Genomic DNA, 16,224 nt, shown 5'->3' on the forward strand with positions numbered 1-16,224 from the left:
GATGCGCTTTTACTCGCTCACTTTTTAGAATTATTTTGTATCATTAATAATTAATTGTCTCAATGATTGACGTTTAATCACTTCACGTGCTTTTCCATCTTTCAAGAAAAATACTGAAGGTTTTTGCATTTGATTATAATTTGAAGCCATTGAATAATGATACGCACCAGTAGAAAGTACTGCTAGATAATCACCTCTATGAACAGAAGAGGGTAATTGAGCATCTCGTACGATAATATCACCAGATTCACAGAGTTTACCTGCAATTGTTACAGATTCATTAGCTTTTTCATTTCTGTTAACTAACAACGCCTCATACTGTGCACCATAAAGTGCAGTTCGTATGTGATCACTCATTCCGCCATCAACTGATACATATTTATTAACTCCAGGAATATCTTTAATTGTACCAACCTCATATAAAGTGATACCTGCTTCTCCAACAATTGAACGGCCAGGTTCTATCCCAATTTCAGGAATATTGTACTGCAATGCTTGTGCAGTTTCTTTAATAGCTTCAGTAATTTCAGATATTCCTTGCTCAATAGGGAAGCTTTCATCTCCTTCGACATATTTAATTCCGAAACCACCACCTATGTTAAGCAAACTCACTTCAATTCGTTCACTTGCTAACCAATTAAGCACAATTTTAGCTGTCTTAATCATCGCCTCAGTGCCTTCGATTTGAGAGCCAATATGGAAATGTATTCCTTTAAGTTGCAAATGTTTCGTTGCTTTTACTTTATTAACTGCATTTAATGCTAGACCGTGTTTGATTGATAATCCAAATTTACTATCTTCCTGTCCAGTTTGAATAAATTCATGTGTATGTGCTTCAACACCAGGATTCACACGTAATACAACATTCACATTACTATCAGCATATTTATCAATAAGATCTATTTCTTCGAGCGTATCCACTACAAAATAACCAATCTGATTGTCTAAAGCATATTGAATCTCGCGTTTCGTCTTGTTGTTCCCATGGAAGTGAATACGTTTCGAATCAAATCCTGCTTCAAGAGCAGTATAAAGTTCACCTTCAGAAACAACATCTAATTGTAAATTTTCTTCATCAATTAATTTGACCATCTGAATACATGTGAAAGCTTTTGAGGCATAAGATATATTGTAGCTTAAACCACTTGCTTCAAATGCTTTATGATATCGTCTTATCTGATTACGAATTTGGTCTTCATCGTAAACAATCGAGGGTGTACCAAAACTTTGTGCAATAGTTTTTAAGCTTGTACCTCCCATTGTCAGTTCGCCGTTATCGTTATAATTAACTACCATTTATAAATACTCCTTTATAAGAGAATCGTGATTCATTGCGCTTAATTGTTCTGAATTTGCGCCAACACCTTTAAATGTAAATTCATCTATGCGTATATCCTTATTATATAATATGACTTCGTCTTGTGCATGAACTTCGTCATCAACTTCAATAAACATATGACTCATCATTAATGCTCTAATTGGATATCGCTTACCATTAATTATAGCTTCGTGTTTTGCTCTTGATTTTAGAATACCATCGCCATAACCTATATCAACAACAGCTAATTGAGTGTGGTCATTCTTTACTTCGAAGGCGAAACTATATCCACAATAATCACCTTTATTTACATCACGAACTTGTATAACATTACCTTTAACAGTCAAAGATTGAGTAATGCGTTCTTCATTTATAAGACTATATGGTCTTGAACCATAAAGGGCAATTCCAACTCTAGCATGAGTGTGATGAGGAAGTAACATTTGATTCTCACGAAAATAACTTGCACTATTTTGTGAATGTATCATATCAAAATGATAATTTTCATTTAAAAGTGTATTTATCAAGTTTAACCAAGCATCACGTTCCATTTTATATTCATCTACGTCAAATTCGTCTGCATAGCCAAAATGCGTCCATATTCCTGAAATAATCATTTTATCTTGATTATTTTGATCATGATCTTTTAAAACTTCACGTATTTCTTCGATATTTCTAAAACCAGAACGATGTAATAAATTTTCATATTCTAAATGTACATGAATGCCTTTTAAATCTTGTTTATATTTATAATAATAGTTTAAAGAGGGGAGTGTCATATGAATATCATAACGTTTTACTAAATCAAAATCATAAACAGGATTCATTAAAAATATAGTTGCTTCAGGTGCTATTTTTCTAACTCGTATAGCTTCATTTAATGAAGTTGTGCTAAATGTATTAATTTCCGCTTTTAAAAATGTTTTCACTGCAAACTCAAGTCCATAATGATATGCATTGTTTTTTACAACTGCCATTATTGGTTCGTTATTTTTTACTTTTACTGCATTCTGATAAAATGCTTCTGTATCTAATGACCAAATTGCTGTCAATTGCTTTACACCTCTTTATAATTTCTTAACAAATGCTCGTAATAATTTACAACGTCAATTAATATTTTCTCATCAAAATTAAGATGTGCAGTATGAAGACCAGTCACAAAACCTTTTTCCTTGTTTTGAGTACCAACAAATACAAAATATGAAGGGGCAAGTTGTTGACCATAAAAACTAAAATCTTCACCGAACAGGAAGGGGAGCTTTTTTTCAACAACTTCTAAATTTGCACCTTCTATAGCATTCTCAACGGCTTGACGTAATTGTGGATGATTCATTGTTGGTGGATATCCTTCTTCAAATTTAACCTCACATTCAACATTAAATAATAATTGAACACTTTCCGCTATTTTATGCATTTGGTGTTTTACAATAGCCAAATCTTCAGTGTCATATGTACGAATAGTACCTTCAAGATAACCATGACTCGGTACTGTATTAATAGCTTCACCAGCTTCAAAATGACCCATATGAATAATGTTACGTTTCAATCCATTCAAATGAAACTGTTGGATTTGACCGATTTGACTTAAGACATGTTGTAACCCCTCACCACATGAATGACCTTGCTCCTTATCAGCAACATGACTAGATAATCCTTTTAAAAAGAAGCGATATTCAGTGGCACTTGCAGTGATTTCTTCATCCCGAATTACAATTTTACCTTCTTTTTCAAACGGATTAACGTGAAAACCAAATACCGCTTCAATAGGGTACTTGTCAAAAGCGCCAGCTTTGATTAAGCGATTAGCTCCTCCACCAGTTTCTTCGGCAGGTTGAAATATAAACACTACATTATGAGGTAATTCAGATTTGTCATACAATGCTTTACACCTTTTAACAAAAAGCATAAGTGCTGTCGTATGTCCATCATGACCACACGCGTGCATGACGTGATCATTTTTACTTTTAAAATCAATATCATTTTCTTCATAAATTGGTAACGCGTCTATATCTGCTCTGAATGCAATAGTGTGATGACTATTACCTTCCAAATAAGCAATAACACCAGTTTTAAGTGGTCGGTCGTAAGGTACGCCTAAATCCTCTAAAAATGATGTTATATACGATGTCGTCTCAAATTCATGTAAACTTAATTCTGGATATTGATGTAAATGTCTTCTGTGCAATGTAACGAATTCTAACTCGTTCATAAAATCATCCATCCCTTGTATAACTATTTCATTAATATTTCAATGTGTATCATTCTATAATAAAAAGGCGAAATGAATGATTAATGCATCCTATATAAATTAATCATTGGATTCCACCTTGAACATATTTTTTATCTACACAATTATTCTATGTCGTTATTCATTATTTAATTTACGCAATGCAGACACAATCTCACGTTTTGAGTCTTGAACTTCTGAAGTTTGTTTAATTACTTTAGCAGGCGTACCAGCAACTACAGCACCAGCTGGCACATCTTGAGTTACAATAGCTCCAGCTGCTACAATAGCTCCTGCACCAACGCGTACACCTTCAAGAATAACAGCATTTGCTCCAATTAAAACATTGTCTTCAATGACAACTGGGGAAGCACTTGGAGGTTCAATGACACCAGCTAAAACAGCTCCTGCACCAACATGAACATTTTTTCCTGTTGTAGCTCGGCCACCAAGTGTTGCGTTCATGTCTATCATTGTTCCTTCACCTACAATAGCTCCAATATTAATCGTAGCACCCATCATAACCACAGCACCATCTTCAATGATAGCTTGCTCACGAATAAACGCACCTGGCTCAATACGAGCATTTGTGTTTGTTAAATCTTTAAGAGGTATAGCTGAATTACGACGATCCATCTCAATTTCTAATTCAGTGATTAATGAATGATTTTGTTGATAAAATTGTTTCCATTCATCTGCTTCACAGAAAATTACTTTTGAATGTTCTGAGCCAAAAACTTTAAAAGATTCTGGAAATGTCACATTTGTAAAATGACCATTTACATAAACTTTGAGTGGTGTTGATTTCTTAGCATCGCTAATATATTGAATGATTTCTTGAGCTGATAAATGTTGTACCATAATTTGAATAACTCCTTTGATTTATAGATTATTAAAAGTATAAAAACCTGGGTTTTTGTGAATTAATTTTTCTGCAGCGCCAATGGCACCATTTGCAAAGATATCTTTTGATTGTGCTCTATGTGAGATAGTAATTGTTTCATCAGTACCTGCAAATAAAATGTCATGTTCCCCGACAATCGTACCGCCACGAACAGCATGTATACCTATCTCATCATGTGTACGCTTCTCAGTTTTTTCGTGTCTATCATAAACAGGTGAGACATTGTCACGTAATTCTTTAATGACATCATACAATTTAACTAATGTGCCACTAGGAGCATCGACTTTTTTATTATGATGCGCTTCTGTCAGTTCGATATCGAAATCTTCGAGTAAGGGAACTGCAGTTTCTAATATTTTAGTTAATGCATGGACACCATAACTCATATTTGCACTAAAAAATACAGGTGTTCTTTGACTTAGCGTTTCCAATTTTTGTATTAACGTTTCTTTTTTACCTGTAGTTGCGATGACAAGAGGCAGATTGAATTGTTCTTCTAATAGAGGAAAGAGCAATTCAGGATTTGAAAAGTCAATAGCAACATCAGCTTCTTTACATTCACTAATGTGTTTATATTGAGAATAAGGTGTCGATGATTTTGGAGTTCTGTCTATGACTCCAACAATTTCATGACCTTTATCTTCAGCTAATCGTGCAACTCTTTGATTCATTGCACCATATCCAATTAGTAGTATGTTCATTATTGTTCACCTGCTTTAAATTGTTCAAATGCTCTTTCAACTTGTTTACATTGTGCTTCTTCTAGAGGCACTAATGGTAATCTCACTTCGTAATGACCATAACCCAAATATGCAGTTAGAACTTTAATAGGTATTGGGTTAACGTCAAGTGACAACGCTTCTAACAATTTTTCAATAGGTTTAAAGTAATTAGTAATATCGGTTTCATTTTGTCTATTATCATATAAATATTGAAATTCTTGTGGAATTACATTCGCAATTACAGAGATGACACCATTACCTCCACGTTGATAGAACTTCACAACATTGTCGTCATTCCCACTATATAATGCAAATTCATTTGCATTAATACGTTGTTTTACTTCATCAAAATACTCAAAATCATTTGTCGCATCTTTTAAAGCAACGATATATGGATTATGACTGAGAATTTCAACTGTTTCTGGCTCTATCGTCATGTTTGTTCGTGAGGGCACATTGTAAAGAATTACTGGTAATTTCACTTCATTTGCGATTGTCTCAAAATGTTGAATTAAACCACGCTGATTCGTTTTGTTGTAATAGGGCGTAATTAACATGACTGCATCTGCACCAATTTCTTTCGCACGTATTGAAGCTTGAATTGATTTATACGTATTATTAGTGCCAGTACCCGCAATAACAGGAACGTTATGATTTACGAGTTTAACTACTGTTGCCAATACTTTCTCTTTTTCTTCGTCAGTTAATGTAGGACTTTCTGCTGTAGTGCCATTCACTATAATTGCTTGGATATTGTTATCTAAAAGAAATTGAACATGTCTTTCTAATGCGTCGAAATCAACCTCATTATTGGTAAAAGGAGTCGCTAATGCTACACCAACGCCTTCAAACATGTGTGTCATATTATCTTGCCCCTTTCAAAGTTAAAATTTGTTCTAATACTTGAACTGCATTTAATGCTGCGCCTTTGAGTAAATTATCAGAGGTACACCATACGTGAAATGTATTTTCAAGAGAGTCATCTCGGCGAATACGTCCTACAAATACTTCATCTTTGCCAGTAGAATGAATGGCTAATGGATATTCATTTTTACTTGGATTATCTACAAGAACAACACGTTGATCTTGTGCAAATAATTCTTGTATCTCTTTAACTGTAGTATCTTGATTTAAAGTCACATCGATTTCAATACTGTGACTATCTTGTACTGGTACACGTACACATGTGGCAGTTACTTTTAAGTTTTGGTCGTTAAGAATTTTTTTCGTTTCATCAATCATTTTTTGTTCTTCTTTTGTATACCCATTTTCAAGAAAAACATCTATATGTGGTAATACATTATTGTAAATTGGATAGGGATATGCTTCAGGTTCTTTTCCATTAGCGCCTTCAGTTAAATCTCTTTTACCTTTAACACCAGAACCTGATACAGCTTGATAAGTCGTATAAGCGACACGTTTTAATCCATATGCATCTTGCAAAATTTTAAGAGGTACAACTGATTGAATTGTAGAGCAATTTGGATTGGCAATAATACCACGTGTAAATTGAGGCTCATTCACTTCTGGAACAATTAAATCGACATCTTCAGCCATTCTCCATTGACTTGAATTATCAATAACAATGGCTCCAGCCGCCTCAAATAGTGGGGCAAAGTGCTCACTTGTGCTACCTCCCGCACTCATTAAAACATAATCAAAATGTTCACTTGCTGCTTCATCAGTTAATTCTTGAACAGTATACGATTGTCCTTGAAATTCAACTTTTTTTCCTGCTGAGCGAGCAGAAGAAAATAATACTAATTCATCAAAAGGTATTTGTTTTCGATCTAGTGTCTCTAACATTTTTGTTCCAACTAATCCTGTTGCTCCAGCTACTGCTAATCTTGTCATAATAAATAGTCACTCCATTCTTAATATTAGTAATTTTTAGAAAATTTATAATAAATATATCACATGAATGCTAAATTTCGAAGGCATGATACAATTCTTCTACTGCTTTTTCACCATTTTCTTCGTCTATTACATAAGATATGCTAATTTCCGATGTCGTCGTTTGATAAAATGGAATATCTGAATTGATAAGCGTCATAAAAGCTTTTGATGCTACTCCTGACATATCTCTCATACCTGATCCAATTAAAGATATTTTGACATATGCTTCATTAATTTTATAATCAAGTGCTGAGAAGTGTATTGATAAATTTTCCAGAATTGAAGAAATTTGATGTGCATCACTATCTTTAATTGAAAAAGATAATTGTAAACCTTCTAAATTTACAATTTGAGAAATCATATCAACATTTACAGATTCTTCTTCCAATGCGGTAAACAATTGTGTTAGTAACTGATTATCCGGTAGGGGATAACTTATCGTGACGTGCATCATGTGTGTATCCAATGCAACACCAGTTACTGCTTTTTTTTCTAATAAATCACTTTTAGACATAATCCATGTTCCTTTCATATTTGATAAAGTTCTTCCTAAGTAAAGAGGAATATCATAATTCTTGGCTAATTCAACACTTCTCGTTTCAAGTACACCTGCACCAAGCGCACTCATTTCCATCATTTCCTCATAAGAGACATATTCTAAACGCTTCGCTTCATTTAGTATTCTAGGATCTGTTGCATACACACCATCAACGTCAGTATAAATTTCACAAGGTATCTGATTGCTTGCTGCTAAAGCTACAGCTGTAGTATCAGAACCACCTCGTCCAAGTGTAGTAAGTTCGAAATCATCGTTTATACCTTGAAATCCAGCTACAACTAAAATGTCATGATCTTTAAAAGCCTCATCAAAAATATTGGGATTAATTTCTGCTATTTTACTTTTTAAGTGATGTCCTACAGTCTTAATGCCAGCTTGATAACCTGTCATTGCTTTAGCATTTACACCTATGTCATTAAGTACCATAGAAAGGTAAGAAACCGTTTGTTGTTCACCAGTTGTTAATAGCAATGCGAGTTCTTGATCTTTAGGGGTAGAAGTAAGACTTGATACATTATTCATCAATTGATCAGTTGTCTTACCCATAGCACTAACAACAACGATTAATTCCTCACCATCTTCAATGCGTGTTTTAAGCATTTCAGCGATATTTTTTATTTTTTTAAAATCACTGACGGAAGAACCGCCAAATTTTAAAACGCTTCTATTCAATTTCAGTCCTCCTATAATTAGAGGAGACATACACAGTATAAAAAAGAACAAGTTCGGAATGCCGAACTTGTTCTACATTTATGTACAAGTGATGCACTCCATTATTTAATAATAATGACAAACTTATAGCTCTTAACCATTAAGTCCAACGATTCATAACTGCTATTATGAATCATTTCGGCATCTCACCCTTTTAACTCTATAATTGTTAGCAGACAAATTATCTAAAGTTTACTCATGATTGATGCGCCTCATCAAAATCTTATTCAATTGATATGTTTTCATTATACATAGACAATATATCTATGTAAACCAATATTTTAGATTTTTAAAAATATACTGAAAATTTACGTGTGAATTCACATGATAAGTAATTTTTATAAATTTAATACGCTTATTACAAATTAAACACCTTATCTAGATTTTTAAGTATTAGTATTTAAAAGTATGTATTTTTAATTTTTGATCAATATTAAAAGTTTATAACTGAAACGATAACAATATTAATCTAATACCCATAACAACCGAATAAAGATTAAATGATATAAACAAAGAGTCTGAGACTTTGATAAATGTCCCGGACTCTTGTATAAATGTTAAAACAATTATTAATTATTTTGTAATACGCCAATTTCTTGTAAGTATTCCTCATAAGGTACTTCTTTAGAAAGGGCACCAGCTTGATTCAAGTCAATCACTCGATTTGCGATTGTATTAATAAATTCAAAATCATAAGAAGTGAAGATGATAGAACCTTTAAATGATTTTAATCCATCATTTACAGCAGTGATACTTTCCAAATCTAAATGGTTTGTTGGCTCGTCAAGTAAAAGTACATTAGCACTTGATAGCATCATTTTACTTAACATGCAACGTACTTTTTCTCCACCTGAAAGCACGCTTGCTTTTTTCTTAACTTCCTCACCACTAAATAACATGCGTCCTAAGAAACCACGTAAAAATGTTTCAGTTTGTTCGTCTTCTGGGGCGTATTGACGTAACCATTCAACTAGATTCATATCGACATCATCAAAGAATTCAGAGTTATCTTTAGGGAAGTAACTTAAAGATGTCGTTACGCCCCATTTAAATGTACCTTCATCTGGTTCCATTTCTCCAGCTAAAATTTTTAACAATGTTGTTTTAGCAATTTCGCTATCACCAACTAAAATAGCTTTATCATTAGGATTCATAGTGAATGAAACATTGTCTAGTACCTTTTCGCCGTCAATTGTTTTAGAAAGATTTTCTACTGTAAGTAAATCATTTCCAATTTCACGTTCAGGGGTAAATTTCACGTAAGGGTATCTACGAGATGATGGCTGGATATCGTCTAATTCAATTTTTTCTAATTGTTTCTTACGACTTGTTGCCTGTTTAGATTTAGAAGCATTTGCTGAGAAGCGTGCGATGAAATCTTGTAACTCTTTCATTTTTTCTTCTTTTTTCTTATTTTGTTCTTGTGCCATTTTTTGTGCTAATTGACTTGATTGATACCAGAAATCATAGTTACCAACATAAAGTTTAATTTTGCCAAAGTCTAAATCAGCTATATGAGTACAAACATTATTTAAGAAGTGACGGTCATGCGAAACGACAATGACAGTATTTTCAAAATTAATTAAAAAGTCTTCTAACCAACTTATTGCTGGTATATCTAAACCATTGGTAGGCTCATCTAGTAAAAGAACGTCAGGATCACCAAATAAACTTTGAGCTAACAATACCTTAACTTTTTGATTATTTTCAAGTTCAGACATATTTTTATCATGTAAGTCAGGTTCTATGCCTAATCCTGATAATAAATTAGCGGCATCAGCTTCAGCATTCCAACCGTTCATTTCTGCAAATTCTCCTTCAAGTTCTGCAGCACGAATACCGTCTTCATCGTTGAAATCAGGTTTCATATAAATTTCATCTTTCTCTTTCATCACTTGATACAAACGTTCGTGTCCTTTAATCACAACATCTAAAACACGTTCATCTTCATAAGCAAAATGATCTTGTTTTAATACAGCCAAACGCTCGTCTTTACCTAGAGATACATGACCAGTCTGTGAATCAATTTCGCCTGATAAAATCTTTAAGAATGTAGATTTTCCAGCACCATTTGCACCAATTAATCCATAACAATTACCCTCTGTAAATTTTATATTTACATCTTCAAATAGTTTACGATCACCAAAACGTAAACTTACATCAGTTACTTGTAACATTCATCTGCTCCTTTTTGGTTATTCTAACGGAGAAATTATATCATATAATAATTAGAGTTTCGACCTGACAATTAAGCTAATGATAGAATAAGTAACTCATGTTATAATTAATAAGAATTTTATAGATACGAATATAGTTTATTAAGTTAAATCTAACTATTTAAATAGAAAAAAGTAAATGAAAGTGAATAATAGATTAAGGAGAATAGAATGGCATTAGATAAAGATATAGTAGGTTCAATAGAATTTTTAGAAGTTGTAGGATTACAAGGGTCAACATATTTACTTAAAGGGCCAAATGACGAAAGTGTCAAACTCAATCAGTCAGAAGTTGCTGATGAAGATGATTTTGAAATAGGTGAGGAATATAGTTTTTTCGTTTATCCAAACCGATCAGGCGATTTATTTGCGACTCAAAACATGCCTGATATTACAAAAGATAAATATGATTTTGCTAAAGTTATAAAAACCGATAGAGACGGTGCACATATCGACGTAGGACTTCCTCGTGAAGTCTTAGTTCCATGGGAAGATTTACCGAAACTTAAAGAACTTTGGCCTCAAGCAGGTGACTACTTGCTAGTTACTTTAAGAATAGACAGTACGAATCAAATGTTTGGACGATTAGCTAGTGAAACGATTGTTGAGTCGATGTTCACGCCAGTAAATGACGATAGTAAACAAAACGAATATATTTCTGCACGTGCTTATAGATTACTCAGAGTAGGTAGCTTCTTATTAAGTAATGAGGGTTATAAAATTTTTGTTCACGAATCAGAACGCAAACATGAGCCAAGGTTAGGTGAAGAAGTAGAGGTCCGAATTATAGGTCATAATGAAAAAGGTGAATTAAATGGGTCATTTTTACCATTAGCTCATGAACGTCTTGATGATGATGGACAGGTCATATTTGATTTACTTGTTGAGTATGATGGTGAATTACCTTTTTGGGATAAATCTAGTCCTGATGCAATCAAAGAAGTCTTTAATATGAGTAAAGGCTCGTTTAAACGTGCAATTGGACATTTATATAAGAAAAAGATAATCAATATAGAAACAGGAAAAATCACTCTTACTAAAAAAGGGTGGAGCCGTGTCGATGATTAAAGAGGATGAAATCCATTAATACACTTAATTAATGTAGAGATAGAAAGTAATTCTTATTGAATTCGTTATCTCATCATGAAAATAAGCTCTAAATTACAGTATTTATAGCATTCTATATTTTGGAAAACTTGACTGACAATAAAAAATTTAATAATAGCGTACTTTTAATTAATTTAATCATAATATTACCTATACGTTATACACACTTGAGATATCAACTGATAACTCAAGTGTTTTTTTACGTTTAACACTTATTTTAAAATCCTAAATGATATATATTTTAAAGTGCTTCATTTAAAGAACTAAATCATTTCGTTAACGTAATTAATTAAAGAAATAATATGACCTTAAAGGACCAGATTAGATACAATTTATTAAAATTCTCTCTCCACTATAATAATCCCCAATGTCTCATCTATTCATTCAATCAAGTATTTTTATTCTTTTTAAAACTATGTTAGCAAATTAAATTTTAATACACGTTACATTAATTCAAATCTCATTCTTAACAAAAAATTTACAATAACTCTATTTTGATTTAATAAAAGATATGTAACATGAGAACTGTAAGAAATACATATACCATTATAGGTTATTTACATTAGGAGGATGTTTCAATGAAAAAGTGGCAATTAGTCGGTACTACTGTATTAGGTGCTTCGGTTTTACTTGGCGCTTGTGGCGGAAATAATGGAGGTTCAGGAGACGGCAAAGATCTTAAAGGTTCTGCTAAAGGTGAAGGATCGTCTACAGTAGCTCCTATCGTTGAAAAATTAAACGAAAAATGGGCTAAAGATCATAAAGACGCTAAAATTTCTTCAGGTCAAGCTGGTACAGGTGCTGGTTTCCAAAAATTCATTGCTGGCGAAACTGATTTCTCAGACGCTTCAAGACCTATTAAAGACGAAGAAAAGAAAAAATTAGAAGATAAAGGGATTAAATATCACGAATTCAAAATTGCACAAGATGGTGTAACAATTGCAGTTAATAAAGATAACGACTTTGTTAAAGAATTAACTAAATCACAATTAAAAGATATTTACTCTGGAAAAGCTAAAACATGGAAAGACGTTAACTCTAGTTGGCCAGATAAAAAAATCAATGCTGTTTCACCTAACTCAAGTCATGGTACTTACGACTTCTTTGAAGAAGAAGTTATGGATAAACAAGATATCAAAGCTGAGAAGAATGCTGATACTAACGCGATTGTATCTTCAGTAACTAAAAACAAAGAAGGTATCGGTTACTTCGGTTATAATTTCTACGAACAAAATAAAGATAAATTAAAAGAAGTTAAAATCAAAGATGACAATGGCAAAGTTACAGAACCAACTAAGAAAACAATTCAAAACGGTTCATACGCACTAAGCAGACCATTATTTATCTATGCTAAAGACAAATCATTAAAAGACAATAAAGTAATGTCAGAATTCATGAAATTTGTACTTGAAGATGAAGGTCAAGCAGCTGAAGACGCTGGTTATGTAGCTTCACCTAAGAAAACTTATAAATCTCAATTAGATGACTTAAAAGATTTTTTAGATAAACATCAAAAGTCTGATAAGAAAGACGACAAAAAATCAGAAGATAAATGATGAATACTAAGGTAATAAACACCTAGGGTTGGGAATTTTTGAAAGGGTATCAGGCAAAGTGGTCAATGTGCCACTTTGTCGAACCCTTTTCAGCTTTGCAGATAATGAGTAAATATTCTAATAAATATGAATAAACTCATTTTCTCATAAAAGCAATTCCCACTCTTTTTTTAAATTATTTTGGGAGATAAGAGAGAGGGTTTTACATGGCTTCACAAACAAAGGTGAGAGAAATGATAGCTAAGAATAATGCTAAAAAGGGCGGACTAAGTGATAAAATTGTCCCAATTATTTTAGCTATTATTTCAGCTATATCTATATTAACTACAATTGCTATTTTATTTACACTTTTAACTGAGACGATTACGTTCTTCACACGAGTACCATTATCTAAATTCTTTTTATCTGGTACCTGGAACCCAACTGGTTCATCGCCAGAATTTGGAATTTGGGCACTCATCATTGGCACATTGAAAATTACTGTTATTGCTACAATCGTGGCAGTTCCAATTGGTTTAGGTGCAGCTATTTACCTTAATGAATATGCATCTGATCGTTCACGTAGAATCATTAAACCAATATTAGAAATTTTGGCTGGGATTCCTACAATTGTATTTGGTTTCTTTGCTTTAACATTTGTTACACCTATATTAAGGAATCTAATTCCTAACTTAGGAGAGTTTAATTCAATCAGTCCTGGTATTGTTGTGGGTATAATGATCGTCCCTATGATTACAAGTATGAGTGAAGATGCGATGTCATCTGTACCTGATAAAATTCGTGAAGGTGCATTTGGATTAGGCGCAACTAAATTTGAAGTCGCTACAAAAGTTGTATTACCGGCGGCGACATCAGGCGTTGTTGCTTCAATTGTATTAGGTATATCAAGAGCAATAGGGGAAACAATGATCGTTTCTTTAGCTGCTGGTAGTTCACCAACATCATCTCTAAGTTTAACAAGTTCAATTCAAACGATGACAGGATATATTGTTGAAATTGCTACAGGTGATGCAGCATTTGGTTCTGATATTTACTATAGTATTTACGCTGTAGGATTTACACTTTTCATTTTCACTTTAATTATGAATTTATTATCACAATGGATCTCTAAACGATTCAGAGAGGAGTATTAATATGTCTACAAATTCAAATACTGCTAATAAAACATTGATTGATAAAGATGCCGTAGAAAAAAATATTTCTTCTCGTGATAAGAAAAACTCGGTAAACAAATGGTTATTTTTATTATGTACATTAATAGGGCTCATTGTTTTAGTAGCACTATTAATTCAAACCTTCGTTAAAGGGGCGGGACATCTAACTCCCGAATTTTTCACTAATTTTTCATCTTCAACACCAGCAGATGCTGGTATTAAAGGGGCATTAGTAGGTTCCATTTGGTTAATCTTAAGTATTATTCCAATTAGCATCATTTTAGGAATAGGTACAGCCATTTATTTAGAAGAATACGCAAGAGACAATATTTTCACACAAATCGTAAAAGTGAGTATATCTAATTTAGCTGGTGTTCCTTCAATTGTGTTCGGTTTACTAGGTTATACATTGTTTGTGGGCGCGGCAGGTTTAGGTAATAGCGTGTTAGCAGCTGCTCTTACAATGTCACTACTAATCTTGCCTGTTATTATCGTTGCTAGTCAAGAAGCTATCAGAGCAGTTCCTAGTTCAGTCAGAGAAGCATCATATGGTCTTGGTGCTAATAAATGGCAAACAATTAGAAGAGTTGTTTTACCGGCAGCATTACCTGGTATTTTAACAGGTTTCATTTTATCTTTATCACGCGCATTAGGAGAAACAGCACCACTTGTAATGATAGGTATACCAACGATACTTTTAGCAACACCAAGCGGATTACTCGACCAATTCTCTGCGTTACCAACTCAAATTTATACATGGGCAAAAATGCCTCAAGCAGAATTCCAAAACGTTGCATCAGCAGGCATTATCGTTCTACTCGTTATCTTATTATTGATGAACGCTATAGCGATACTTCTACGTAATAAATTTAGTAAAAAATTCTAATCGAACTTATAAGGGAAATGCATTTTTATAAATAAACGTTATTGACCTATATCATCTAGGTCTCAAGATATAAAGGAGTTTTTAATTATGGTTAATTCACAAGTAGCAGACAAAGAGAAATTAGACGCACAAACAAATAATCAAGACTCAGTTGCCACAATAGTTACTACTGAAAACAATAAGAAATATACAATTCCAGACAGTGAAAAGAAGATTGTTTATTCAACTCAAAATCTAGATTTATGGTATGGAGAAAATCATGCTTTACAAAACATTAATTTAGATATATTGGAAAATAATGTGACTGCAATAATCGGACCATCTGGATGTGGTAAATCTACATACATCAAAGCTTTAAATAGAATGGTCGAATTAGTTCCATCTGTGAAAACTGCAGGCAAAATTTTGTATCGTGACCAAAATATATTTGATGCAAAGTATTCTAAAGAGAAGCTACGTACTAACGTTGGAATGGTTTTTCAACAACCTAACCCATTCCCTAAATCAATTTATGATAATATTACTTATGGTCCTAAGACTCACGGTATTAAAAACAAAAAAATTCTAGATGAAATCGTAGAAAAATCATTACGTGGCGCTGCAATATGGGATGAATTAAAAGATAGATTGCATACAAATGCTTATGGATTATCAGGTGGACAACAACAACGTGTTTGTATAGCTAGATGTTTAGCAATTGAACCAGATGTCATTTTAATGGATGAACCTACGTCAGCATTAGATCCTATTTCTACATTAAGAGTTGAAGAACTTGTACAAGAATTAAAAGAAAATTACTCAATTATTATGGTTACACACAACATGCAACAAGCTGCGCGTGTTTCAGATAAAACTGCTTTCTTCTTAAATGGATATGTCAATGAATATGATGATACTGATAAAATCTTTTCAAATCCTGCAGACAAACAAACTGAAGATTATATATCTGGTCGTTTTGGATAAGATGC

At 32.9% G+C, this 16,224-nt stretch carries 14 protein-coding genes and 1 riboswitch; of the genes, 5 read left to right on the plus strand and 9 right to left on the minus strand.

What is annotated here, in order from left to right; all coding sequences use genetic code 11:
• Positions 1–30 precede the first annotated feature (30 nt).
• The 9 genes from lysA to ACVBFA_RS00950 form a co-directional block, all read right to left on the minus strand.
• Positions 31–1,296, minus strand: a complete 1,266-nt coding sequence (lysA, locus tag ACVBFA_RS00910; protein WP_002476125.1) for a diaminopimelate decarboxylase — start codon at positions 1,294–1,296, stop codon at positions 31–33.
• Complete coding sequence (locus tag ACVBFA_RS00915) at positions 1,297–2,370, minus strand: alanine racemase (RefSeq protein WP_002476122.1); 1,074 nt, start codon at positions 2,368–2,370, stop codon at positions 1,297–1,299. It lies immediately after the preceding gene.
• Between the two features lie 5 nt (positions 2,371–2,375).
• Entirely contained in the window at positions 2,376–3,527 is a 1,152-nt protein-coding gene (locus ACVBFA_RS00920; protein WP_002476112.1) for an amidohydrolase, read from the minus strand.
• Between the two features lie 156 nt (positions 3,528–3,683).
• Positions 3,684–4,406 carry a 2,3,4,5-tetrahydropyridine-2,6-dicarboxylate N-acetyltransferase gene (gene dapD / locus ACVBFA_RS00925; RefSeq protein WP_002490004.1) on the minus strand — a complete coding sequence of 241 codons (723 nt, stop codon included), beginning with the start codon at positions 4,404–4,406 and terminating at the stop codon, positions 3,684–3,686.
• A 21-nt stretch (positions 4,407–4,427) separates the two neighbouring features.
• The gene (dapB, locus tag ACVBFA_RS00930; RefSeq protein ID WP_126122645.1) at positions 4,428–5,150 is read right to left on the minus strand and encodes a 4-hydroxy-tetrahydrodipicolinate reductase; all 723 of its coding nucleotides are present in this window, start codon (positions 5,148–5,150) and stop codon (positions 4,428–4,430) included.
• The gene (gene dapA / locus ACVBFA_RS00935) at positions 5,150–6,034 is read right to left on the minus strand and encodes a 4-hydroxy-tetrahydrodipicolinate synthase (protein ID WP_002446406.1); all 885 of its coding nucleotides are present in this window, start codon (positions 6,032–6,034) and stop codon (positions 5,150–5,152) included. Before dapA ends, dapB begins: the two co-directional genes overlap by 1 nt.
• A 1-nt stretch (position 6,035) precedes the next feature.
• Positions 6,036–7,025, minus strand: coding sequence for an aspartate-semialdehyde dehydrogenase (locus tag ACVBFA_RS00940; RefSeq protein WP_046044544.1), 990 nt, complete (start codon positions 7,023–7,025; stop codon positions 6,036–6,038).
• A 70-nt stretch (positions 7,026–7,095) separates the two neighbouring features.
• Positions 7,096–8,328: an aspartate kinase gene (locus ACVBFA_RS00945; protein ID WP_002446404.1), complete on the minus strand. Its 1,233-nt coding sequence runs from the start codon at positions 8,326–8,328 to the stop codon at positions 7,096–7,098.
• A 53-nt stretch (positions 8,329–8,381) separates the two neighbouring features.
• A riboswitch (Lysine riboswitch) is annotated at positions 8,382–8,561 on the minus strand.
• A 345-nt stretch (positions 8,562–8,906) separates the two neighbouring features.
• Positions 8,907–10,514: an ABC-F family ATP-binding cassette domain-containing protein gene (locus ACVBFA_RS00950; protein WP_002446403.1), complete on the minus strand. Its 1,608-nt coding sequence runs from the start codon at positions 10,512–10,514 to the stop codon at positions 8,907–8,909.
• Positions 10,515–10,724: 210 nt separating this feature from the next.
• Between ACVBFA_RS00950 and cvfB the strand changes: the two genes are divergently transcribed.
• From cvfB to pstB, 5 genes are all read left to right on the plus strand, one after another.
• Positions 10,725–11,621 (plus strand): RNA-binding virulence regulatory protein CvfB, encoded by an 897-nt coding sequence (gene cvfB, locus ACVBFA_RS00955; protein WP_002489980.1) that lies wholly within the window; start codon positions 10,725–10,727, stop codon positions 11,619–11,621.
• Positions 11,622–12,238: 617 nt separating this feature from the next.
• Complete coding sequence (locus tag ACVBFA_RS00960; RefSeq protein WP_002490009.1) at positions 12,239–13,216, plus strand: PstS family phosphate ABC transporter substrate-binding protein; 978 nt, start codon at positions 12,239–12,241, stop codon at positions 13,214–13,216.
• 206 nt (positions 13,217–13,422) lie between these two features.
• Positions 13,423–14,349: a phosphate ABC transporter permease subunit PstC gene (pstC, locus tag ACVBFA_RS00965; RefSeq protein WP_001830936.1), complete on the plus strand. Its 927-nt coding sequence runs from the start codon at positions 13,423–13,425 to the stop codon at positions 14,347–14,349.
• Between the two features lies 1 nt (position 14,350).
• The gene (gene pstA / locus ACVBFA_RS00970; protein ID WP_002446400.1) at positions 14,351–15,256 is read left to right on the plus strand and encodes a phosphate ABC transporter permease PstA; all 906 of its coding nucleotides are present in this window, start codon (positions 14,351–14,353) and stop codon (positions 15,254–15,256) included.
• A gap of 87 nt (positions 15,257–15,343) precedes the next feature.
• Positions 15,344–16,219, plus strand: coding sequence for a phosphate ABC transporter ATP-binding protein PstB (gene pstB, locus ACVBFA_RS00975; protein ID WP_002446399.1), 876 nt, complete (start codon positions 15,344–15,346; stop codon positions 16,217–16,219).
• Positions 16,220–16,224 lie beyond the last annotated feature (5 nt).

Source organism: Staphylococcus sp. MSU001 (assembly GCF_052976705.1).